Source organism: Microbacterium tenebrionis (genome assembly GCF_020682665.1).
GTDB lineage: Bacteria > Actinomycetota > Actinomycetes > Actinomycetales > Microbacteriaceae > Microbacterium > Microbacterium tenebrionis.
The window spans coordinates 1-21,597 of record NZ_JAGTTM010000003.1; the positions used below are offsets into that span (position 1 = coordinate 1).

Annotated in this window: 19 protein-coding genes and 2 pseudogenes; 13 read left to right on the forward strand and 8 right to left on the reverse strand. The window is 67.7% G+C overall.

Annotation, left to right across the window (positions count from 1 at the left end; translation table 11 throughout):
* Window positions 1-339 precede the first annotated feature (339 nt).
* Entirely contained in the window at window positions 340-1,353 is a 1,014-nt protein-coding gene (locus KEC56_RS09125; RefSeq protein WP_227530728.1) for a hypothetical protein, read from the forward strand.
* A 352-nt stretch (window positions 1,354-1,705) separates the two neighbouring features.
* Here the strand turns inward: KEC56_RS09125 and KEC56_RS09130 are convergent, their stop codons facing one another.
* Window positions 1,706-2,782, reverse strand: coding sequence for a hypothetical protein (locus KEC56_RS09130; protein WP_227530729.1), 1,077 nt, complete (start codon window positions 2,780-2,782; stop codon window positions 1,706-1,708).
* Between the two features lie 456 nt (window positions 2,783-3,238).
* Here KEC56_RS09130 and KEC56_RS09135 point away from each other — a divergent pair.
* A pseudogene (locus tag KEC56_RS09135) lies at window positions 3,239-3,745 on the forward strand (integrase core domain-containing protein); the annotation flags it as partial.
* A gap of 197 nt (window positions 3,746-3,942) precedes the next feature.
* The gene (locus KEC56_RS09140) at window positions 3,943-4,635 is read left to right on the forward strand and encodes a hypothetical protein (protein ID WP_227530730.1); all 693 of its coding nucleotides are present in this window, start codon (window positions 3,943-3,945) and stop codon (window positions 4,633-4,635) included.
* A gap of 367 nt (window positions 4,636-5,002) precedes the next feature.
* Here the strand turns inward: KEC56_RS09140 and KEC56_RS09145 are convergent, their stop codons facing one another.
* Window positions 5,003-6,103, reverse strand: coding sequence for an NAD(P)-dependent alcohol dehydrogenase (locus KEC56_RS09145; RefSeq protein WP_227530731.1), 1,101 nt, complete (start codon window positions 6,101-6,103; stop codon window positions 5,003-5,005).
* A 132-nt stretch (window positions 6,104-6,235) separates the two neighbouring features.
* Here KEC56_RS09145 and KEC56_RS09150 point away from each other — a divergent pair, with 132 nt between their 5' ends.
* From KEC56_RS09150 to KEC56_RS09160, 3 genes are read left to right on the forward strand one after another with little or no spacing between them, the layout of a single operon-like run.
* Window positions 6,236-6,625 (forward strand): winged helix-turn-helix transcriptional regulator, encoded by a 390-nt coding sequence (locus tag KEC56_RS09150; RefSeq protein WP_175987990.1) that lies wholly within the window; start codon window positions 6,236-6,238, stop codon window positions 6,623-6,625.
* Window positions 6,622-7,689 (forward strand): LLM class flavin-dependent oxidoreductase, encoded by a 1,068-nt coding sequence (locus KEC56_RS09155; RefSeq protein WP_175987992.1) that lies wholly within the window; start codon window positions 6,622-6,624, stop codon window positions 7,687-7,689. Before KEC56_RS09150 ends, KEC56_RS09155 begins: the two co-directional genes overlap by 4 nt.
* A 23-nt stretch (window positions 7,690-7,712) precedes the next feature.
* Complete coding sequence (locus KEC56_RS09160; RefSeq protein WP_250646213.1) at window positions 7,713-8,270, forward strand: NAD(P)H-dependent oxidoreductase; 558 nt, start codon at window positions 7,713-7,715, stop codon at window positions 8,268-8,270.
* Between the two features lie 127 nt (window positions 8,271-8,397).
* Here the strand turns inward: KEC56_RS09160 and KEC56_RS09165 are convergent, their stop codons facing one another.
* The 3 genes from KEC56_RS09165 to KEC56_RS09175 all read right to left on the reverse strand — a co-directional run bounded on the left by KEC56_RS09165 (window position 8,398) and on the right by KEC56_RS09175 (window position 10,922).
* Complete coding sequence (locus KEC56_RS09165; RefSeq protein WP_372456270.1) at window positions 8,398-9,153, reverse strand: NADPH-dependent F420 reductase; 756 nt, start codon at window positions 9,151-9,153, stop codon at window positions 8,398-8,400.
* A 122-nt stretch (window positions 9,154-9,275) separates the two neighbouring features.
* Window positions 9,276-9,920: a DedA family protein gene (locus KEC56_RS09170; protein ID WP_227530733.1), complete on the reverse strand. Its 645-nt coding sequence runs from the start codon at window positions 9,918-9,920 to the stop codon at window positions 9,276-9,278.
* Between the two features lie 42 nt (window positions 9,921-9,962).
* On the reverse strand, window positions 9,963-10,922 hold the full coding sequence (locus KEC56_RS09175; protein ID WP_227530734.1) for a methyltransferase family protein: 960 nt from the start codon (window positions 10,920-10,922) through the stop codon (window positions 9,963-9,965).
* Between the two features lie 61 nt (window positions 10,923-10,983).
* Between KEC56_RS09175 and KEC56_RS09180 the strand changes: the two genes are divergently transcribed.
* Window positions 10,984-11,364: a hypothetical protein gene (locus tag KEC56_RS09180; RefSeq protein WP_227530735.1), complete on the forward strand. Its 381-nt coding sequence runs from the start codon at window positions 10,984-10,986 to the stop codon at window positions 11,362-11,364.
* A 27-nt stretch (window positions 11,365-11,391) separates the two neighbouring features.
* Here the strand turns inward: KEC56_RS09180 and KEC56_RS09185 are convergent, their stop codons facing one another.
* Genes KEC56_RS09185 through imuA' form a run of 3 tightly spaced genes read right to left on the reverse strand, consistent with a single transcriptional unit; the run spans window position 11,392 to window position 17,074 of the window.
* Window positions 11,392-14,814, reverse strand: a complete 3,423-nt coding sequence (locus KEC56_RS09185; RefSeq protein ID WP_227530950.1) for an error-prone DNA polymerase — start codon at window positions 14,812-14,814, stop codon at window positions 11,392-11,394.
* A complete protein-coding gene (locus KEC56_RS09190) occupies window positions 14,814-16,340 on the reverse strand; it encodes a DNA polymerase Y family protein (RefSeq protein WP_227530736.1) in 1,527 nt (508 codons plus the stop codon). Before KEC56_RS09190 ends, KEC56_RS09185 begins: the two co-directional genes overlap by 1 nt.
* On the reverse strand, window positions 16,337-17,074 hold the full coding sequence (gene imuA' / locus KEC56_RS09195; RefSeq protein ID WP_227530737.1) for a DnaE2-dependent mutagenesis accessory factor ImuA': 738 nt from the start codon (window positions 17,072-17,074) through the stop codon (window positions 16,337-16,339). Before imuA' ends, KEC56_RS09190 begins: the two co-directional genes overlap by 4 nt.
* 124 nt (window positions 17,075-17,198) lie before the next feature.
* Between imuA' and KEC56_RS09200 the strand changes: the two genes are divergently transcribed.
* The 6 genes and pseudogenes from KEC56_RS09200 (at window position 17,199) to KEC56_RS09225 (ending at window position 21,584) form a co-directional block, all read left to right on the forward strand.
* Window positions 17,199-17,678, forward strand: a complete 480-nt coding sequence (locus tag KEC56_RS09200; RefSeq protein WP_227530738.1) for a prepilin peptidase — start codon at window positions 17,199-17,201, stop codon at window positions 17,676-17,678.
* Between the two features lie 88 nt (window positions 17,679-17,766).
* Window positions 17,767-17,865 (forward strand): annotated as a pseudogene (locus KEC56_RS14110) (type II toxin-antitoxin system HicA family toxin); the annotation flags it as partial.
* Window positions 17,866-17,958: 93 nt separating this feature from the next.
* On the forward strand, window positions 17,959-18,396 hold the full coding sequence (locus tag KEC56_RS09210; RefSeq protein WP_227530964.1) for a hypothetical protein: 438 nt from the start codon (window positions 17,959-17,961) through the stop codon (window positions 18,394-18,396).
* A gap of 52 nt (window positions 18,397-18,448) precedes the next feature.
* A complete protein-coding gene (locus KEC56_RS09215) occupies window positions 18,449-18,661 on the forward strand; it encodes a response regulator (RefSeq protein WP_175988010.1) in 213 nt (70 codons plus the stop codon).
* Window positions 18,654-19,262, forward strand: a complete 609-nt coding sequence (locus tag KEC56_RS09220; protein WP_227530739.1) for a CYTH domain-containing protein — start codon at window positions 18,654-18,656, stop codon at window positions 19,260-19,262. Before KEC56_RS09215 ends, KEC56_RS09220 begins: the two co-directional genes overlap by 8 nt.
* Before the next feature lie 54 nt (window positions 19,263-19,316).
* Complete coding sequence (locus KEC56_RS09225; protein WP_227530740.1) at window positions 19,317-21,584, forward strand: TIM-barrel domain-containing protein; 2,268 nt, start codon at window positions 19,317-19,319, stop codon at window positions 21,582-21,584.
* Window positions 21,585-21,597: the final 13 nt, after the last annotated feature.

Below are 21,597 nucleotides of genomic sequence, written 5' to 3' on the forward strand. Positions count from 1 at the left end.
TCATCGTGATGATGCCTTTCGAGTGGAGGTAAGAGACTTCTCGAAGGATCACACGGTGGCCGCGCTTACGTCAGGAGCGACGAGCCGGTCACCGAGGGCTACACCACTTTAAGGGGCACTACTCGGCACGAGCACCTGGCCTTAGCTGCGCTGTCGGCCCGGTTCTTCCCATCCATCGTCGGTCGGGTCACCTACCGGGATAGTGCTGAACGCGAGACGCTCCTCGCGGCCCGCTACGATGTTGATGCCACGGCGCGACTGGTCGCAGCCGGTTTTCCTGTGGAGCGCCTTCGCCCCACAGCGGAGTTCCTGCTTTCCCGCGCCCATACCCACGATCCGATGCGCGAGTGGTGGGATCTGGCCAGGCATTCCGATGCGAGTGGGTGGTTCCGTCTCCGTGGCGGGGCGCTCGAAGCGGTCTGGCAGCGAATCGCTGCGGAAGTGTTCCTACGAACACACGAAGAGCTCACCTCGCTTGGCGCCCTTGACCCACTTCCCGAAACGAGCGACCCGCACATGTGGCATCCCCTACAGGAGCGGATCGGATTGCAGCAGGATAGCGACGGCATTCATCGAAGCCTCGCGCGGGTGGGCCTGTCGCCCGAGCCATGTGTTGTGCTCGTGCTCGAAGGTCAGACTGAGATGGCTCACGTACCTGCGCTGCTGGATGCCCTAGGGATCAGCAAGCCACAGCAAGTACGTATCATCAACCAACGCACATCGAGCGACAGACCCAACCAACTCGCTCGCTACGTCTCGCCCCGGTTGGGGCGCGTGCGCGGTGACCGGCAACTTATAGAGGCAGGCCCAACGGCACTCATTATCGCCATGGACGCCGAGGGAAGGTACTGGGGCACCCCGGAAGCGCGAGAGCGACACCTCGGCGAGCTACGTGGGATCGTGCGTCAAGAAGTTGCCGAGCAAGGGGGCACGATCACCGACCATGAACTCGAGATCCTCGTGCAGCTACACACCTGGGGTTGCCAAAAATACGAGCTCGCGAACTTCACCGACGAAGAATTGGAGACAGCGATCGGGCAGGTGCTTCGAGCGAACCCTGACGCGGCAGGCTCAGAGGCAGCCTGGTCGCCTCGACTTCGCGCAGACATCGAGTACGTCCGTGAAAGCATGCTTGATATTGGCGTAGTTTTCGACCGCATCCAGCAGCATGTCAGCAAGGTCAAACTCGCCGAGGTGCTCTTGCCTGTACTTATTGCAAAGCTCGAACACGAGAGATATCCGGGACACATCCACCCACCGGTCGTGGATCTTGCTTACAACCTCGCCAGACTCGTGAGCCGGCTCTCCGGAGGCGGATACAGCCTTGAGACGCCCGTCCCAGTACCCCAATAGTCAATCAGCACCCGGCCGTCTTTGGTCTCGTATACGCAGGTAGGACGGTAAACGGCGAAGGGTTTGATAGCGGCCATTCGAGCGAGCGATCTGAGAAATCCCAGCGTGACATCTGGTGAGCGACTCCAAACTGATGCCACCCTTCTACATGTCGTGCACTGGCTCAGTGACTGGCAAGGGGGACACACGTTGTGGGACGCGGCCCGAGCGAGAACTCTCGGAAACTCAAAGGCTCTGGCAGGCACGAACAGTGAGGTTCCTGCTTGGTCATCGGAGCGCGAGTGCGGCGATGGAGGCTCAGCGGTGCCAAGACGACGTCTGGCTGGGACCTCGTCTTGGTTGGTACCTCCGGTCACTCAGAGTCGTCGCCAAAGTACTCGTTGATGAGGAGATTCCCACGAAACCACGAGCACGCGAGGTTGGACCAGACAGCGGCGGGGAAGTGCCCGTCGATCCGGAAGAGCTTCCTGTAGCGATCGCCCTTACCGCGGTTCTTGAAATCGTGCTGGGCCCGGGGATATCTGTCTCTGGCGTATGCCTTGACTGCCCCGTCGCAATGGATGAATTCGCGCTTAGTAGTGTCGCGGATGGCATGAAGGTATCGAGCAAACACCCACTCAGATTTGGCCTCTGGTGGTGGCATGAACTCTTCGATCTCTACGGTCTTCAGAGAACCATCGACGGTCCACCGAACCGAAAGCCCAGCGTAAGGATTGAGCAGGGACGTGCCACCGTCAGGATCGCCGTGGAATGTCTCGCCGACAATCGCCAAGTTGTCGAGGTCGGCCTCGGAAAGTGAGGGCCCATACCAATAGTCGGCCTCGTGGATTTCGCGGTACTCCTCTTTGAACTGGAGGCGACGTTCATCGAGCGCGAACCGTGCTGTCAGCCGATACTTCTCTGCCATTCGTAGGACGGTCCCGATAAGACCGTAATGAATACCCGACCCGTAGCCCCGCCGAAGGAGCTGGTGATAGTGGAACGCGTAGTCGCCTGTGTGAAGGCCCCATGGGCGTGCATCGAGACCTGTCACCTTGACGAGCCCACTCTCGTCCAGGAGGGGAATCAGATCGGGAGCCATTGCGAATACTCGTGAGTCGGCCGCTGGATAGCCGAAGAGATCGATTAGCGGATCGGCGTAGTCCGACCATGTGGCTGCTTCAAGCAGCGACTCAGATAGTGAGCGACGCCGCACCAGGTCGGGAAGTCGCGCGTGAATCTCGCTGGTCGTCTTCGGCTCGGCTGCTACCCATTGATCGAGCAGCTGGATGGCTGCTGCTCGTGACTGCATGAGACGGGGACGGTCGTCAGAGAACAGGAAAGCCGGGGACGAGTCGAGGTCAAGCATCGTCCTGCGTAGCTCGTCGAACCGGGGCCCAAGGTGCGCGCGAACCGCGGCGACGTGATCCGGGTCCAGATTGAAAGGCATGATGCGAGGGTATCGACGGAAGAGCCGGTGGCCCACCGATAACTCATCTCAATCACCCGCCAAGGCCCGCCACCAACCGGATACACTCGTACCAAGTGAACCGCCCGGTTCCCTGTAAACACAAGGGAATCCGCGAGTTCCCGAGACGATCGGCGGAGACCGGAAATCGACCGGATCCTCCAAGGGGTCGCAGGTTCAAATCCTGTCAGCCCGACCACATAAGGCCCGGAAACTCGCAAGAGTCTCCGGGCCTTCTGCATGTTCTGGAAACGTCAAAGGCGCCAAAAGGGCTCCAGTTCTCCACAGCCTCTGCCAGGATGACGCTGTGGCCGGTTTCGATGCGATGTTCAAGTTCAAGCCGTACGACCGGGAGTTGGTCGTGGCATGCGTCGCAGCCATGCGTCGCCGCGCTCGACGGTTCGAGATCCGGATGAGAGCAACTGTTCGCCGGGGAGCGGCGGCGGGTGGCGTCTCCACGGCCGCGGGCGACGCCCCGCGAGCAAACGGGGACTGGGCTATGACTACGTCCACACCGTCATCGACGACCACTCCCGGGTCGCCTACGCGGAGATCCACGGTGATGAGAAAGGCACCACCGCCGCCGGTGTCCTCGACCGCGCTATCGCGTTCTACCAGGCCCTCGGCGTCACAGTCGAGCGAGTGATCAGCGACAACGCCTTCGCCTATCGCCACTCGACCGCGTTCCGAGGCGTGATCGACGCACACGGCATCACGCAGAAGTTCATCCGCCCACACTGCCCCTGGACCAACGGGAAGGTCGAGCGCCTCAACCGCACCCTCGCCGCCGAATGGGCTTACGCCCGCCCCTGGGCCTCCAACGACAACCGCAGAGCAGCATTGACGACCTGGCTCGACCACTACAACCTAGACAGAGCCCACCTCGGCATCGGAGGCAAGACCCCCATCGACCGAATCAACAACGGTCGAGGTCAATACACCTAGCGGCAGAGCTGCAGAAACCAAAGCCCCGCGCTTCGGCGCTTCAGTTTCATGCTCTCCTAACCAGTGCGTGGAGCGCTTCGCAGCAGTGCGGAGTGCGACTGCGAGTGTTTTGTTCGGAGTAGCATCTTCGCACCGATCATCTGATGTCGGTGCCCGCTGCTACCGTGACGCCACAACCGCGAGACCAGGAGGCCTCCTTGGTAGCTGTCCCGAATGCAGTATCCCGCCTCGGCGACGATGATTCACGAGAAGCTCAGAACACCCGGGCCGTGAAATGGCTGCTTGATCAGCCTGGTGGCCCTGTCGTCGTTGTGACGCCGCGGCGCGACGTTCCTAGCGATGTTCTTAAACGGCTAATCTCGTCACCTGGCGTGGCGCACCACTCGTGGCGCGGCTACGCGGGCGGTCAATACGGCGGGCGGCGCGCGCTGTACGCCTGGCCAGACCGCGCTCACCTTAACAAGATCTGGGGAGTCGAGGCGGACGCTATCACGGTGATCGAATGGAACGAAGCCGAGACCGCGGAATGGATCGCCGACGTCAACCCGATCCAGCTGCTACCGGGCCGGATGATCGAACCTGCGCCGCAACCTGCACCGAACGTCGCGCCACTCCCGAACGGCGTCGAAGAGATCCTGGAACACGTCGCGGCGATGGCCGCAGGCTACTCGTCTGGCTTGAAATGGAACGAGGAAGACAAGCTCAAGGCAGACATGATGAACCGGCCCGAGCGGTGGCAGCCCATCACCGTTGCTCAAGTGAGAGCGAAGTGCCGAGCTCTGGGTATGAGGGCAGATGACGTCGACACCATCGCCGACTACGTCCAGCGCCGTAAGGATGGCCGCCGGTTCAACGTCAGGTCCTCGTATCGAACGTTTGAGTTCGCTTGAGACGACTTTGCGGTAGTTCGACTCCGTTGTCGTTCATCGACCAGAATGCACCGGGCGCTATGGTCGTGCTCCGGCGTCGTGATGTCCGATGGAGCAAGCGCGGCACCCACACGCTCACCTCTTTCCGGCGTGAAGGCGGCCGATCAGCACCGCCTGTCCTTCGGCGGCGCGCCGTCACAGGAAAACCGAGTGCTGGCGACAGGAAACGTGGGTTCGCGGCACCACAAGGTTCAGCGCCAGGAGGGGTTGTGCCAACAGCCCACCGAGAAAGGCCCGGAAACTCGCAAGAGTCTCCGGGCCTTCTACGCGGTCAGCGGTACCCCTCGTGATCGCGAACGATCTTTTCCGGCTCCAGTCGGGATGCCCGTCAGAATGTGATGACGGGTTTGAGGACGGTGCCGTTTTCGCTGTCTTCGAAGGCGATGTTGATGTCGTCGAAGTTGTAGGTTTTGATCATCTTGTCGAAGGGGAAGTCTCCGGCTTGGTGGAGCGCGATGAGTTCGGGGATGAACGTTTGCGGGATCGCGTCGCCTTCGACGATCCAGGTGATGGAGATGCCGCGGGCGAGTGCACTGGGCATGTCGATGATGCCTTCGCTGCCTGGCGCGGAGGCGCCAATGGCTCCGGCCCGTCCGCTCATGGCGAGGGCGTCGATCATCTGCTTGAACACGAACTTGTTGCCGGTGGTGTCGATGGCAAAGTTCGCTCCACCCCTGGTGATCTCCTGAATGCGGGCGACGGCATCTTCTTCTTTACCGTTGATCGTGTGCGTGGCGCCGAATCCGATCGCGGCGTCGAGGCGGCTGGGGATAATGTCCACAGCGATGATGGTGTGGACACGGCTGGCAGCTGCGGCCATGATTGCGGACATTCCGACCGCGCCTGTGCCGAAGACAACAAGGCTGTCGGCGGTACTCGGCTTGAGCACGTTGAGCACGGCGCCGGCGCCGGTCTGGATTCCGCATCCCAGAGGCCCAAGGAGTGCCAGGGGGATCTCCGAGTCAACCTTGACGACACTGCGCACGGACACGTTCGTCACTGAGGCGAAGGATGACTGCCCGAAGAAGTGCGAGCTGATCGGCGAACCGTCTGCGGCGCTGAATGCGGTGGTGCCATCCGGACGGCTTCCCGCGAAGTTGCTGGCATAAAGGTTCGCGCAGTAGGCGGGGTGTCCGGAAAGGCATGCGGAGCACACGCCGCAGCTGTTCACGCTGAGCACCACATGGTCGCCAGGCGCGAGGTGGGTGACGGCTGCGCCTACTTTCTCGATGATCCCGGAGCCCTCGTGCCCGAGGACGATCGGCATGGTGGTGGGAATCCACCCGTCGCGCAGGACCGCGTCGGTGTGACACACGCCGCTGGCGACCATGCGCACCTGGACCTCGTTCGCGCGCGGCTCGTCGAGTTCGATGTCCTGGATCGTCAGTGGTTGCTTGACCTCGGTGGCGACGGCGGCTTTGACCTTCATGATGCTCCTGCTCGTGTTGAAAATGTGACGGTCGCGGGCAGGGCAAGACATGGCTAGCGGTGCCTCGCGTTGCAGACCGGGAGCTATCGCAGTTGATGCCTCCGGCCGCTCACACCATGTTACTCTCTTTTTGTGAGCAAAAGGTTGGATGTCCCACCCCCGAACGAGGGCGCGTGCGCGGCGTTCCTCGCGGCAATGGCCGTAATCGGTAAGCGGTGGAACGGGATCCTGATCCAAGGATTGGGAAACGGCCCACGCCGCTTCGGAGAGCTACGCGACCACGCGGTCGGTATCAGCGATGCGGTCCTGGCTCGTCGGCTCGACGAGCTGCTGGGGTGCGAGTTGATCGCGCGTGTCGAGCCCACCGACGGCGGCGCACGTCACGTGTATGCGTTGACCGAGAAGGGGCGGGCGTTGCTGCCGTCGTTGGATGGTTTGACGGCGTGGAGCACCCAATGGCTGGCTGAGCCCGGTGCGACACATAGTCAGAGCCCGGCGCAAGGAAACGAGGATTCTGTATGAGTTTCGATATCGGTGTTTACCACTTCGGAGAGTTGACGGCCGACCCGGTCACCGGGGCGCGGAAGAGTCCTGCGGAGCGTTTTGATGAGCTGATCGAGCAGGCGGTGCTCGCTGATGAGGTGGGGTTGAGCGTGTTCGCGGTCGGCGAGCATCACCGTTCCGATTTCGCGGTGTCCGCGCCTGCTGTGGTGTTGGCGGCGATGGCCGCGCGCACGACCCAGATCCGTCTCTCCAGCGCGGTGACGGTGTTGAGCTCGGATGATCCGGTGCGGGTGTTTGAGCAGTTCGCGACTCTCGATAACCTGTCCCACGGCCGGGCAGAGCTGATCGTAGGGCGCGGGTCGTACACGGAGTCGTTCCCGCTGTTTGGATACGACCTCGCCGGGTACGGCGACCTGTTCGAGGAGAAACTGGACCTGCTGATGGCGATCCAAGCATCCAACCCACTGACCTGGTCGGGACGCCTGCGCCCCGCACTCCACAACGCGGATGTTGCGCCGCGCGCCTTCGAGGATCGAACCCTCCCTGTCTGGGTCGGCGTGGGCGGGACGCCGGCGTCTGCGGTGCGGGCGGCGACACGCGGGCTCCCGATGGCGCTCGGGATCCTCGGCGGGCGTGTCGACGGCTTCGCCCCGATTGTCGACTTGTACCGCGAGGCGGGCGCACGTGCCGGGCATACACCCGAGCAGTTGCGGGTAAGCGTGAACGGTCCCGGGTTTGTAGCGAAGACGAGTCAGGCAGCGATCGAGATCTCTTACCCGTCGTTCGCGCAGGGGATGAGGGAGAACTTCCACGAACGCGGCCAGGGCGTTCACATGCCGCGTCGCGCCTACGAAGCATCCGCGTCTCCCGCGGGTGCCCTGTTCATCGGGAGTCCGGCGGAGATCGTGGACAAGATCCTCCGCCAGCACGAAGCCTACGGGCATGAGCGATACATCATGCAGCTCGGATTCGGGAACACCCCGCACCGCGAGACGTTGGAAGCGATCGAGCTGCTCGGCACCGAAGTTCTCCCTCAGGTCCGCGCGGCCCTTGCCGGCGTCACTACGGATGATGCGGCATGAGTAGTCCACTACGTGTCGTAACAGTGAACGGGAGCTATAGCGCGCCCAGTAAGACCGGAGCCCTTCTCGAACTCGTCACCACGACACTCGCCGACCACTTCGACCTCGACGTCACCCGCGTGGAGGTCTCAACCCTCGGACCCGGGTTTACCAGCGCGCTGGAACGCACCGCACTCAGCCCCGAAGCCCTCGCGGCGGTAGAAGCGGTCGAGCAGGCCGATCTTGTGGTCGCCGGAACTCCCGTGTTCCGCGGCTCCTATACCGGGCTGTTCAAGCACTTCTTCGACATGGTCGACCAGTACGCCCTCGCCAACCATCCGGTGCTCCTTGTCGCAACGGGTGGAGGCGAGCGTCACGCGCTCGTCCTCGAGCACCAGCTGCGCCCCTTGTTCGGGTTCTTCCAAGCCGCCACGGCCCCGGTCGGTATTTATGCCTCCACGGGCGACTTTGACGGCACCACGATCCTGAACCCCAAGATCTACTCCCGTATCGACACCGCCCTCGGTGACCTCAAACCGCGCCTCCAGGCAGCGATCGCTGCCGACACGGATGCCCACGCCGTGGCTGCCACGGCTGCGTGAAACCCTTATCGCACGACCACAAGAAGGAGCTCCCGTACGACTTCGCGGCACTGGAACCGCCTATCTCCGGCCGACGAACCGATGTGACCTGCGCATGCCGCCATGGTAGACCTGGGCGGTCGCGCGATCACGCCCCCGCGGCCTCCCGGGCCCGCCGAACGACGATGCCGCGCTGCGAGTCCCAGAATCCGTCGAGCATCGCACGCAACTGGTCGGCATCGACATCCGCGCCGAACAGTTCGGAACCGGGCTCGAGCATGATCCCGGCGGCGAGCGGCCCGGCGTGCACCGCATCGAATCCGAGCGTGTCGATGAGCGCTGAGACCACCGCCACATCGGCAGCGGAGCCCCCGGCGACGGCGATCGCCTTCCGCCCTGCCGTGCCGGCCGGGCGCGCCTCGTCCTCGAGATCCTCGTAGCCCATGTGGCTGAGCGCCTTGACGACGCGGGCGCCGGCCAGATGCTCCTGCACGAGTTCGCTCGTCGATGTGCGCGGATCACTGAGATCATCGCGGATGCCGTCGGACGCCCACCAGTAGTTCATGGCGTCGATCACGAGCCTGCCGCGCAGTGCATCGGCGGGCAGCAGCCGGTACCTGCCGAGCGGGAGCGCGAGGACCACGGCATCCGACTCGGCGATCACCGTCTCGCTCGACGCGGCGATGGCGCCGAGCGCCCGCATCCGCCCGGAGATCACGGCCGGGTCGCCGGAACGCGCCACGAGCACGCGCAGCCCTGCGGATGCCGCGAGCCGGGCGAGCATGCTTCCGAGCCGGCCGGCACCGAGGATGCCGAGAGTCTTGATCGAACGGGCGGCGGTCACCCTGTCATCGTATGGCCGGTCCGCATCCCCGGCGCGGCAGCGGTTGTGACCCGGCCGCAGCCTTTTTCCATTCCCCGGACGACTGGAGCGCGTCGACGTCGGCGAAGTCGACCGAGTCGAGCAGGATGCGGGCCGAATGCGTGCCGCCGAGCGCATCCGCGGCTCTCCCGCCCGTTCGTCTGTCAGTCGACGGTGATTCTATTGCGCCGCAGCTGCCGGACCCGGATGACGAGCCAGACGACGAATGCCACGACGACCGCGGCGATCACGACTTTCTGGAAGATCCCGGCGTAGTCCTCGACGATGTGCCAGTTGGCGCCGAGATAGAAGCCGGCGAGCACGAAGATCGTGTTCCAGATCGCGCTGCCGGCGGCGGTGAGGAGCGTAAAGCGGATCAGCGGCATCCGCTCGATTCCCGCGGGAATCGAGATCAGGCTGCGGAAGATCGGGATCATCCGACCGAAGAACACCGCCTTGGAGCCGTGGCGCTCGAACCAGGCCTCGGTGCGTTCGACATCCTCGATCTTGATGAGCGGCATCCGCTGGGCGATCGCATACATGCGGCGCCGGCCCAGCCACGCCCCGATGCCGTAGAGCGCCAGCGCTCCGACGACGGAGCCGACGGTGGTCCAGATGAGCACCTCGGCGAGGCCGAGCGTGCCCTTCGCCGCGGTGAATCCGGCCAGCGGCAGGATGATCTCACTCGGCAGCGGGGGGAACAGGTTCTCCAGTGCGATGGCGACGCCGGCGCCGACACCGCCGAGGGTCTCCATGAGTGAGACGGCCCAGGCCGCGATCGCGTTGAGGTTCTCGGCTCCGGCATCCATGGCTTCCAGCGTAGGGAGGTCTGGCTGTGGATCCCCGCAGAGTCACCGGATGTTCACGTCGGCGTGGAACGGTCGCGGCTGCGGGATCCAGCACCGTACAGCCGAGGCGTACTCGGCGTACTCGTCGCCGAATCGCGCCTCGAGATCCTCCTCCTCGAGCGGGCGGACGATCCAATTCCAGATCAGAGACCCGCTGAGGGCATACACGACGACCAGCCAGGATCCCGCGAGCAGACCCACGGAGACGCCCTGGGCGATGCCCGCGATCGCCATCGGATTGCGCACGAACCGGTAGGGGCCGTCGATCACCAGTCGCCGCGCTATCGCCGACGGCAGCGGTGTGCCCTCGCCGCGCGTCGACATCGTGTAGGCCGACCAGAGCCCGAGCGCTCCGGCAGCCACGAACAGGATGCCGCCGCCCCAGCGCACCCCAGCGGGGACATCGAGGTGCAGGTGCCAGCGCTGCTCGAAGAAGACGATGATCGCCGGGATGATCCCGAGGAACAGCCCCCAGAACACGACGATCTGCAGGGCGGAGCGCGTGATGTGCGCCCGGTTCGTCGTCGCCGTCGCGAGCCGGAACGAGAACGGCCCGAACAGGATCCACTCCGTGGGCAGGCGTCCGAGCAGCACCAGCATCCCGGCGCCGATGCTGCCCGCGGTGGCGGCGATCATGCACAGCACGCCCCACCCCGCCAGCCCGGTGACCGTCGCGTACACGCCCAGGGCGGCGGTGACCAGCGCGGTCCACGGCACGACGACCCAGACGGCGCTGCGCGCACCGAGTGCGACGATGCCGGAGGCGAGCACGAACAGTGGAACATCCATCGCCGCGACCCAGACGGGGTCGAGGTGCCCGAGCGTGAGCTCGCGGACCGTCCCCGACTGCTTGGGATCGGACAGCGCGACGGCGATCCACCATGCGGCTCCGAGCAGAGCCTGCGCGGCGAAGTAGAGCCGGCCCGTCCGAGCTCCCAGACGCGAGAGCAGCGTGGACGGCATGCAGCGAGTCTAGAGCGAACCGGGGGGTTGCCCTGGCGACGGCGCTTCGTAGGCTGTAGCCATGGACAGGACGATCATCATCGCCGTGCCGGCTGCGATTCCGCACGGGCATCGCGTCGAGGTGGTCGAACGCGTGGACGAGAACGGCGAGCGCGCGGTCGTCGCCCTGACGGACCTCGACACCCGGATCCGCTACGAGCATGCGCGTCCGCCGTCCGCAGGGGCGGCGAGCTGGGTCGGCCGGGTCCTGGAGTGCACGCTCCACACCAACAGGACGGGGGTCAGCACCACGCTGCTCGTGGACCCGACCGGCCCCGGTGCGGCCGAGGCGGACGTCGCGCTGCGCGGCGCGGATGCGGCGGCATCCGCCGTCACCGACGAAGCCCTGCGCTGGGGCGGGGCGGACCGCAAGCCCGAGCCGGAGGCGCCGCGCTTCTGGTGAGCGCGGCGTGCGCGCCGGTTCGGGCGCTCACCGGAAGTCGCGGGAACGGTGCTCGATGCCGGTGCGCAGATCCTCGAACGCATCCGCGAGCACGTTGATCACGCCCTCGGGTGAGCGCTCCAGGATGCCACGGATGATGAGCGCAGGGGAGTCGCGGGCCGTGCGGTGGTAGCGCGCCCACACCCCGGCCGAGCAGACCACGTTGACCAGGCCCTTCTCGTCTTCGAGGTTGAGGAACGTGATGCCGGATGCCGTCGCCGGCCGCTGCCGGTGCGTGACGAGTCCCGCCACCTCGATGCGCCGGCCGACCTCGTGCGTGCGCAGCTGCTCGGCCGTGAGCACGCCGCGCTCGTCCAGCGCCCCGCGGAAATGCAGCATCGGGTGATCGTCGATGGAGACCCCGGTGGTCTGCAGATCGGCGGCGAGCCGCTCGTAGCTGGTCTGGTCCGCGAACAGCGGCGGCTGCACCGAGACGGTCGTGCCGGGCAGGTAGCGGGCGCGATCCTCTGCGGCGGCCCCCGCCAGCCAGACCCCTTCGCGGCGGCTCAACCCCAGGCACTCGAAAGCGCCGGCGGTCGCCAGAGCCTCGAGCTGGGCGGCTGTCGCATCCGTCCGGCGCACGAGATCGGGCAGATCCTTATACCGGCCGTTCGCGTCGCGCTCGGCGGCGATGCGCTCCGCCATCGGCTTGCCGATGCCGCGCACGCTCAGGAGCCCGAGGCGGACGGCGAATGCTCCGTCTCGGCGATGCGCCGCGGACTCATCCGGCGCCGTGCGGTCGAACTCCCCGGCTGCGGGCTGGTCGTACACCGTGCACGCGTCGAGACCGGTGGGGCCCGCGGGGTCGGTGAGGCCGGCGGCATCCGACAGCGGTTCGAGAGTCGCTCCGGCCGCCGACAGATGCAGGTCGGGACGGCGCACCTGCACCCCGTGCCGCCGCGCGTCGGCGGTGAGCGTGGCGGCGGAGTAGAAGCCCATCGGCTGCGCGTCCAGGAGCCCCGCGAGGAACGCGGCCGGATAGTGCAGCTTCAGCCACGAGCTGGCGTAGACGAGCAGAGCGAACGACAGCGAATGCGACTCGGCGAACCCGAAGTTCGAGAACGCCTGGATCTGCTCGTAGATGCGGTCGGACTGCTCCGCCGACAGGCCGTGCCGTGCCATGCCGGCGTACAGCTTGCCGCGGATGCTGTCGATCCGCTCCAGGCCCCGCTTGGACCCCATCGCACGGCGGAGGGTGTCGGCCTCATCGGCCGTGCAGTCGCCGATCGTCGTCGCCATCTGGATGAGCTGCTCCTGGAACACCGGGATGCCCTTGGTGCGCTCGAGCACGGGCCTCAGCGCCGGGTGCGGGTAGGTGATCTCATCGACGCCCATCTTGCGGCGGACGAACGGATGCACGGCTCCGCCCTGGATGGGGCCGGGACGGATGAGCGCGATCTGGATCGCGAGATCGTAGAACGCCCGCGGCTGCAGCCGCGGGAGCAGGCCGATCTGCGCGCGGGACTCCACCTGGAAGACGCCGATCGAGTCGGCGCGGCACAGCATGTCGTAGACGGCCGGCTCCTCTTTGGGGATGGTCTCCAGCTTCCAGGTCTCACCGGTCGCCCCCGCCACGAGGTCGAAGCAGTTCTGGAGGGCTGCGAGCATGCCGAGCCCGAGCAGGTCGAACTTCACCAGCCCCATCCACGCTGCGTCGTCCTTGTCCCACTGGATGACGGTGCGATCCTGCATCCGCGCATGCTCGACAGGGACGACCTCGCCTACCGGACGTGCGGTGAGCACCATCCCACCGGAATGGATGCCGAGATGCCGGGGCGCCTTGAGCACCTCGCCGGCGTACTCCAGCACCGTCTCGGGGATGTCGTGGCCGTCTGCGGGCTCCAGGCCCGCACCCCAGCCGTCCACCTGCCGCGACCAGGCGTCCTGCTGACCGGGGGAGTAGCCGAGCGCCCGCGCCATGTCGCGCACGGCGTTCTTCGGCCGGTACTGGATGACGTTCGCCACCTGCGCCGCGCGCTCGCGCCCGTACTGCTCGTACACCCACTGGATGATCTCCTCGCGGCGGCCGGAGTCGAAGTCGACGTCGATGTCGGGCTCTTCGGTGCGGGTGCTGGCGAGGAACCGCTCGAACGGCAGTCCGTAGAGGATCGGGTCGACGGCGGTGATGCCCAGCAGGTAGCAGACCGCGCTCGCCGCCGCCGAGCCGCGCCCCTGGCAGAGGATGCCGCGGCGCTTCGCCTCGGCGACGATGCCGTGCACGATGAGGAAGTACCCGGGGAAGTCCTTCTCCTCGATCACGTTCAGCTCGCGCTCGATCCGTGCGCGCCCTGCGTCGTCGAGCCGGGGGTAGCGATCGGGCACGGCCTGCCAGACCAGATGCCGTAGCCAGCTCATCGGGGTGTGTCCGTCCGGCACCTCCTGCCGCGGCAGGGCGGGCCGCGCCCTGCGCAGCTCGAACGCCGACTCGGCGGCGATGCGCAGTCCGTGCGAGATCGCTCCGGGGTAGCGGGCGAAGCGCTCGGTCATCTCGGCGCCGCTGCGCAGATGCGCCGACCCGTGCGATGGCATCCACCCGTCGAGGTCGTCCATGCTGCGCACGGACCGGACGGCGGCGACCGCCTCGGCGAGCCCCGCGCGGTGCGGTGCCGAGTAGTGCACGTTGTTCGTCGCGACGACCGGGAGCCGGAGGGATGCCGCGAGATCGGCGAGTGCGTCGTTGCGGCGGGTGTCCTGCGGATCGCCGTGGTCGAACAGCTCGACGACCACGGCGTCGTGCCCGAACAAGTCGACCAGGCGCCGCAGGGGCGTGGAGGCATCCCCGTGGGCGAGACCCTGGCGCACGCCGCCCTTGCGGCAGCCGGTGAGGATCGTCCACTGCCCGCCCGCGCTCGCCGCGAGATCATCGAGATCGTAGACGGGACGCCCCTTCTCGCCGCCGCGCAGCTGGGCCCGGGTGATGGCTCCTGCGAGCCGGTGGTACCCCTCCATACCGCGGGCGAGCACGAGCAGATGCTCGCCGACCGGGTCTGCAACGCCGCCCTGGGGGCGGGGGAGGTCCAGCGACAGCTCGGCGCCGAACACGGTCTGCAGGCGGACGTCCGGGTTCGCGCTGATCATGAGGTCGGCGGCCTCGGCGAACCGCGCCGCGCCGTAGAACCCGTCGTGATCGGTGATCGCCAACGCAGTGAGGCCGAGCCGGGCGGCCTCGGCGAGCAGGTCCTCCGGCGGGGATGCGCCGTCGAGGAAGGAGTACGAGGTGTGCGCGTGCAGCTCGGCGTACGGCACGGCGTCCGCTGGCGGCGTGATCGGGGGCGGAGGCTCGGATCTGCGCTTGCGGCTGATCGGGCCGGGGTCCGTCCTGGTCGCACGGGTTTCACCGGAGCCGCCCGGCTCGCCGCTGAGGGTCTTCTCGAGGTCTTTCCACGACATCGCGGGGTTGTGGAAGCCCATCAGCGGTACCGCCCCTCGATCCACCAGGCGCCGTCCTCCCAGAGGGCGAGCCAGGCGCGCTGCGATTCGTCGACGATCTGGAACCGCTGCGCCGTCCGGGCGCGTTCGGCATCCCATGCCCGCTCGCGAAGCGGCCACGGACCCGCCCAGCCGAGCACCGCAACGTCTTCGATGCGTGCCGGTGGAGCAGACAGCACGCCGCGTTCGTCGACGGTGGGAGACGTGCCGTCGGCCGCCGTCACCCGGGCGGGGACGGGAGGCGCGAACACCTCGGAGGGGTGCGGCGGGGGTAGGCTCCCCGGCCACGGCAGGCCGGCATCGCGCTCATGCGGGGTCTTGTCGCCCCACGGCTGGAAGAGCTGCCGCTCGGCGAGTCGGCGCCCGCCGGTGATCTGCGGGGTCACGACGCCGCGATGCCCGAGCAGGGCCTGCACGCGCGAGACGGCGTGGTGCAGGCGCTGCTCCGGCCCCTGTCCGAACAGGCCGGGCTGATGATGGGCGCTGTCATCGACGCGCGTCGGGGTGATCCGCACCTCGAGGATGCCTGCGCCCGCTCTCTCGGTATCGGCGAGGGCCCCCGCCATCGATTCGAGCTGCCATCGGACCCGGTCGACGAGGTCGCTCGCCTCGAACGAGGTCGGATGCATCCACACCCGCGACGACACGCCCCCGTCGTCGTCGGTGAGATCGATGCGCACCTCGGTGCACACCTGCGAGAGCTCGGCGAGCCCTGCGGTCACGGCGTCCGCCGTCTGACGCACCGCGAAGGCGACCTGCTCGGCCTGGGCCAGCGGCGCATCGAACACGATCTCGCGGGCGAGCTGCGGCTCGGGGGCCTGCGGGGTCAGCGGTCGCGAATCGGCTCCGGCGGCCAGATCGTGCAGCCGCACGCCCCGCTCGCCGAGGCGGTCGCGCACGTGGCTGACCTCGAGGGCGGCGAGCTCGGCCAGCGTCCGCACGCCGAGCTTGATCAGCAGCGCGGTGATCTGCTCGTCGGCCAGAGCCTGCACGGGAAGCGGGGCGAGGAACGCGCGCGAACCGCCGGGTTCGACCACGCGCACCGGATCGGCGAGCCTGGCGGCCTGCTCGGCGGTGAACAGCCCGTCGGCCACCCCGGCGCGGGAGCCGGGGTGGGTGTGCTCGGCGAGGGTGTCGATGAGGTGGAGTGCGGCCTGCTCCTCGCCGCCGTAGTAGCGGGCGGCTCCGCGGGCGCGCAGGGCGACCAGGCCGGGGCGCAGCGGCTGGATGCCGGGCACGAGCTCTTCGAGCAGCCGCAGCACCGGTACGAACATGCGCTGCTCCTGCAGCGGATCGGCGGGGAGGATCCGGAGCCCGGGCGAGCGGGTCTGCGCGAGTCGGCGGCGCTGCCCGCGGCGCACGCCCTGCGCTCGGGCGGAGGCCGAGCACGCGATCACGGTGTTCGCCTGCACGACCGCGACGGGTTCATCGCCCGGCGGGGCGCCGAGCGCCGCGCGCACCGGCCAATCCGGCAGCCACAGCACGAGATGGCGGGGAGGGGCGGTCATCCGGCCACCGCCAGGTGGTCGGGAAGCGGCAGCGCGGCGACGGGACGGACGGAAGCCGGTGCGGCATCCACCCGACCGAGCGAGGTCGGCATCTGCACTCGCACGCGCCTGCCGTTCTCGAACCGGCGCCCCGATGCCCGCAGCGTCACGGTGCGATCGGACAGCAGTCCCCACCCGGAGCCCAGACCGTGCCACTCGGTCTCCTCCACACGGATCGTCGCCTCTGCCTGCGGCCACGACGCGGTCACCAGCAGCGTGCAGCCGCGATCGCGCAGCCGCGCGTTCAGCCGGGCGATGTCGGCGTCCGGGACGCGGCTGCGCGGGTGCACGGCGATGACCGGGATCACCTCGGACAGCGCCGTGGCCACGGTCAGCCAGCGCGGGCCGGGGTCGGGCACGAGGATGAGCCGCTCGAGTTCGACGCCGAGATCGCTCATCGCCTCGACGCCGATCGTGGGCATGCCGATCACCGCGCACCACGATCCCTTCTGCGACGGGGCTGCCAGCAGGGCTCCGAGCAGGCTCGGAGAGGGGGAGATCGAGTACGAGGAGCCCACGCGCAGGCCGGAATCGGGCAGCAGCCCCTCCAGTGCCGGATCGAGAGGGAGGAAGGGTGCGTCGCTGCGCCGCCGCTGCATGCGGGAGATCTCGCTGCGCAGACGATGGACCTCCTGCGCGCGGGAGGCGATGCTCTCGGGGGCCAGAGCGGTGGGGGCGGGAAGTGCGGTGCCCATGCCAACCATCCTCGAAGATAAATACGAATAAATCAAGCGATGCTTCGATGGTAATTCGTAGATCGGACATCGCGGTTATCCACAGCCCCGTCCGCGCCGGCATCGTTTCTCGTAGCCTTCCGACATGTCTTCCGTCTCGCCGTACGACCTCGCGGTCATCGTCGTGCACCTGGGGCTCGCGGGCATCGGGGTGTGGCTGCTGGCGATCGATGCCCGCACGCACCGGCTGCCCAACCGGATCGTGCTGCCGGCGCTCGCGGCATCCCTCGCCCTCGTCGCCGTCGACGCCCTCGTCACATGGCGGACGACGGCGCTGATCGGTGCGCTGGCCGGCATGCTGATCCTCGGCGGCTTCTACCTCGTGCTGCGCGCCATGAGCCGGGGTGGCATCGGCGGGGGAGACGTGAAGCTCGCCGCCCTCATCGGCCTCGTGCTCGGATGGCACGGATGGCAGGTGCTCGTGATCGGTGCGGCAGCCGCCTTCGTCCTCGGCGCGCTCTACGCCCTCGCGCTCATGGCGCTCAGACGTGCGAACCGTTCGACGCGCATCGCCTTCGGCCCGTGGATGATCATCGGTGCGGTGCTGGGGATCGCGATCGGATGAGCTATGCGCAAAAATGCCAGGCTGGCTTGCATTGAAGCGCTAGAGGGGGTTGCGTAGAGTTGTGACGAAGCGGCAGAAGTACCGTGATGTGTCACGCTTTCTCCGGTCGCAAGGCTGGGAGATCGCCCGCACGAAGGGCAGTCACGAAATCTGGAAGTCGAAGGACGGCGCCCGGATCCTATCGGTCGCAGCTCACGGAGGTCTCCGCGGGCGTCGTGAAGCAGATTCAAGACGTGTTCCCGGACACGCCACGGAACTGGAACTGAGAGGAACGACGGCGATGACCGAGGCTCGCAGGATTCGGGCACACGCATACCGTGACGATGACGGATGGTGGACGATCAAGATTCCCGAACTCACCTCCCCCGGCCCCAACGGACGAACCATCGTCGCTACGGGGGCCGCTACGACCTACCGCGGAATCGACAAGGCGGCGCACGACTTGGCGGCTGCATGGCTCGATGACGACAGCGCCGTAGCGGTCGATGTCGAGGTCGACGTGCCTGACGAGATCGCGAAGCTCTGGAGGGATGGAAAAGAGGCAGAGGAGACCTCCCGCGCCGCCCAGGCGCGCGCCGTGGTACTTCGTCGCAGCGCGGTTCGGGCACTTCGCGCGCGTGGGTACCCCGCCGAGGCCGCGGCTGCCGCGTTCGGCGTCAGCCGACAACGAATCGGTCAGCTTGAAAAGTCCGAGCCCACGGAGAAGGCCGCGTCATGACCCGCCACCCGTGAGCGGTGTCGCGGAGGCTTAAGAGGGCTATTGTGTGCTCATGGCAATCGCACGACTTCACGGCGGCCCGCTCGACGGGCAGATCATCCCCATCGAGGATGCCGACGACAAGCTGATCGTCCCCTACAGCGAGACGCAGGTGGTCTACAACCGACGCGGCGACGCGCAGAACACCGGTGAGAGCGACGGCCCCACCGAGATCGACTACTGGTTCGACGAGGCGCTCGAAGATCTCACGCTCAGCGATGACTGAAGGCGCGCGGTCCGTCGAGATCGAGCGCAAGTACGACGTCGACGTTGCGACGCCGCTGCCCGACTGGAGCGGTCTGGACGCCGCGGTCGACCAGGGCGAGTCGCGCGAACTCGACGCCCGGTACTTCGACACCGCTGACACGGCTCTCGCCCGCGCCGGTGTCGCCGTGCGCCGGCGCACGGGAGGCCCCGACGCCGGTTGGCACATCAAGGGACCGCGCGAGGGCGACGGTCGGCTCGAGATCGCCTGGCCGCTGGGGGAGGGAGACACCGTCCCGGATGCCGTCGCTGAAGCGCTCGCACACTGGACGACGGATGCTCTGACGCCGCTCGCCCGCATCGAGAACCAGCGCACCGCCTACCTGCTCACAGGCCCCGGCGGTGTCGTCGCCGAGTTCGTCGACGACCGCGTCCGCGCCACCGACCTGCGACAGGGCGTCCAGCGCGAATGGCGCGAGTGGGAAGTGGAGCTCGGCCCTGCGGCTCCTGCCGACGAGACCGGCCGCGACGCGCTGTTCTCGGCGATCGAGACGGCCGTCTTCGCCACCGGGGCCCGTGCCGCGGCATCCGATTCGAAACTCGCCCGCGCCCTCGGCTTCTGACGCAGCCCCCTCTGTTTCAGGGGTGAGCGACGGCCCCGAACCTATACTGAGCGTGTGACCGACACCGCAGCCGCGCCACCTCGTCGTCGGCGCGTCGGGCGCCGGATCAGGCTCGCGGTTCTCGCGCTGGTCGGTGCCGCCGCGATCCTCGGAGGCGTCTTCGTCGCCGTGCAGCTGCCGCAGTCGGCCACGCAGCTCGCGGATCCGCCTCGCGGCGACCTCATCGTCGACGGGGTGGACGGCGAGTGGCGGATCGGCGAGTTCACGATCGTGCTCGATGAGGCCCTGCACGTGACGCATCCGCAGGCGGCGGCATCGGTGTGGCAGACGGTTCCGGGCGAGGCGTTCCTCACAGCCGCCCAGGGACGCGCGAGCTATATCGACGACCTCGGACTCGTCCGGGTGAGCGATGACCAGGACGCCATCTGGAACACGCAGCACGTCACGGCGGCGGAGGTCGACTCCGAGGGGGCGCTCGCGCTCAGCGGAACGCTCGACGACGTCGACTCGGTGACATGGACGCTCCGGCTCCGCGAGGGCGCGCCCGGGCGGTTGGATGCCGAGATATCGGTGTCCGAGCCCGCGAACCGCGTCTATCTCACCGCCGCGCTGGACGACGGCGAAGGCGTCCACGGGCTGGGGGCGCAGTCGGCCGGGTGGGATCTCCGTGGCGACCGCGTGCCGATGATCCCGCGCGAACAGGGGATCGGGCGGGGCGAGCAGCCGCTGTCGTTCCTCGTCGACCTCGCGGCGAGTTCGGCCGGCGGGCAGGACACCACCTACCTCCCGAGCGCCGTGAACGTCACAGGCCTCTCGCGCAGCCTCGTCTACCGCGGCGACGCGTTCTCCTCGGTGGACCTGCGCCCCGACGACCTCGTGATCTGGGAGGTCTGGAGCAGCACGGCCGACTTCTCGCTTGCCGCTGCTGCGACCCCCGCGGACGTCGTGGCGATCCAGTCGGCCTGGGCAGGCGCAGCCGAACCTCCGCCGGCATGGACGCGGACCGGATTGATCGCCGGCATCCAGGGCGGCACGGACGAGGTGCGGGAGAAGGTCGCCACCCTGCAGGCGGCGGATGTGCCGCTCGCCGCAGTGTGGCTGCAGGACTGGGTCGGGCGCCGGACCACCGATTTCGGAGAGCGTCTGCAATGGAACTGGAGCCTCGACGACGAGCAGTACCCCGGCTGGGAGCAGCTGGTCGCAGACCTCGAGGCCCAGGGCATCCGCGTCCTCACCTACGTCAATCCCTCCCTGTCCGTGGACAGCGGTGCGGCAGCGTCTGCCCGCGGCGGACGCGACCTGTACGCCGAGGCCGCAGCCGCCGGATACCTGGCGCTGGACGAGGGCGGCGCCGTGCTCGACATCGATCAGCACGGCTTCACTGCGGCGATGGTCGATCTCTCCGACGCCGATGCCAGGGAGTGGCTGGCGCGGGTCATCGCCGACGAGGTGGCCGGGGCCGGAGCATCCGGCTGGATGGCGGACTTCGCGGAGGGGCCGCCTCCGGACGCCGTGCTCGCCGGCGGGTCAGGGGCGGACTGGCGGGTGCGGTGGCCCGTGCTCTGGCAGGACGTGAATCGGCGTGCGCTCGAGATCGCCGGGCTCGAGGCCGACGGCTTCGTCTGGCACCGCAGCGGAGGAACCCGCTCGGCCGGTGCGGCCGACGCGCTGTGGCTGGGCGATCAGACGCAGGACTGGTCGCGCGAGGACGGCCTGGCCTCCACCGTCACGCTCACGCAGTCGCTGTCCGCGAGCGGCATGGCGCAGGTGCACGGCGATATCGGCGGGTACACGAGTATCGATCTGCCGGTCATCCCCGATCCCGTCCGCGACGACGAGCTCGTCATCCGCTGGGCGGAGGCGTCGCTGCTGCAGCCGGTTCTCCGCACGCATGAGGGCAACCGGCCCGCCGTGTCGGCTCAGCCGGCCGAGGATGCGGAGCTGGCCGCGCAGCTCGCCGAGCTGACCCGGGTGTTCGTGGCGCTCGGTCCGGAGCGCGAACGGCTCGCGGCGCAGGGCGGGCTCGCGGACGCCGTGCAGCATCCGTGGATGCTCGCTCCGGATGCCGGGCTCGACGGCATCGCGGACGAGGAGCTTCAGCTCGGGCCCGATGTCCTGCTCGCACCCGTGCTCTCCGCCGGTGCGACGACAGTCGACGTGGCCTTCCCTCCGGGAAGATGGCAGAACATCTGGACCGGTGCAGTGTTCGGCGAGGCCTCGTCCGTGACGCGCGAGAGCGTGGATGCCCCGATGGGGCGACCAGCCCTGTTCGTCCGGGACGGGACGGCGGTGGCGGGCGAGCTCAGCGTGTTCGCGGACTGAGGGCCCGGCTCGG

What these genes read in the sequence shown, in the direction of transcription:
- KEC56_RS09125 (WP_227530728.1), top strand. Translation starts at nt 340, where the DNA reads ATGCGCGAGTGGTGGGATCTGGCCAGGCATTCCGATGCGAGTGGGTGG.
- KEC56_RS09130 (WP_227530729.1), bottom strand. Translation starts at nt 2,782, where the DNA reads ATGCCTTTCAATCTGGACCCGGATCACGTCGCCGCGGTTCGCGCGCAC.
- KEC56_RS09145 (WP_227530731.1), bottom strand. Translation starts at nt 6,103, where the DNA reads ATGAAGGTCAAAGCCGCCGTCGCCACCGAGGTCAAGCAACCACTGACG.
- KEC56_RS09155 (WP_175987992.1), top strand. Translation starts at nt 6,622, where the DNA reads ATGAGTTTCGATATCGGTGTTTACCACTTCGGAGAGTTGACGGCCGAC.
- KEC56_RS09170 (WP_227530733.1), bottom strand. Translation starts at nt 9,920, where the DNA reads ATGGATGCCGGAGCCGAGAACCTCAACGCGATCGCGGCCTGGGCCGTC.
- KEC56_RS09175 (WP_227530734.1), bottom strand. Translation starts at nt 10,922, where the DNA reads ATGCCGTCCACGCTGCTCTCGCGTCTGGGAGCTCGGACGGGCCGGCTC.
- KEC56_RS09180 (WP_227530735.1), top strand. Translation starts at nt 10,984, where the DNA reads ATGGACAGGACGATCATCATCGCCGTGCCGGCTGCGATTCCGCACGGG.
- KEC56_RS09185 (WP_227530950.1), bottom strand. Translation starts at nt 14,814, where the DNA reads ATGGGCTTCCACAACCCCGCGATGTCGTGGAAAGACCTCGAGAAGACC.
- KEC56_RS09190 (WP_227530736.1), bottom strand. Translation starts at nt 16,340, where the DNA reads ATGACCGCCCCTCCCCGCCATCTCGTGCTGTGGCTGCCGGATTGGCCG.
- imuA' (WP_227530737.1), bottom strand. Translation starts at nt 17,074, where the DNA reads ATGGGCACCGCACTTCCCGCCCCCACCGCTCTGGCCCCCGAGAGCATC.
- KEC56_RS09200 (WP_227530738.1), top strand. Translation starts at nt 17,199, where the DNA reads ATGTCTTCCGTCTCGCCGTACGACCTCGCGGTCATCGTCGTGCACCTG.
- KEC56_RS09210 (WP_227530964.1), top strand. Translation starts at nt 17,959, where the DNA reads ATGACCGAGGCTCGCAGGATTCGGGCACACGCATACCGTGACGATGAC.
- KEC56_RS09215 (WP_175988010.1), top strand. Translation starts at nt 18,449, where the DNA reads ATGGCAATCGCACGACTTCACGGCGGCCCGCTCGACGGGCAGATCATC.
- KEC56_RS09220 (WP_227530739.1), top strand. Translation starts at nt 18,654, where the DNA reads ATGACTGAAGGCGCGCGGTCCGTCGAGATCGAGCGCAAGTACGACGTC.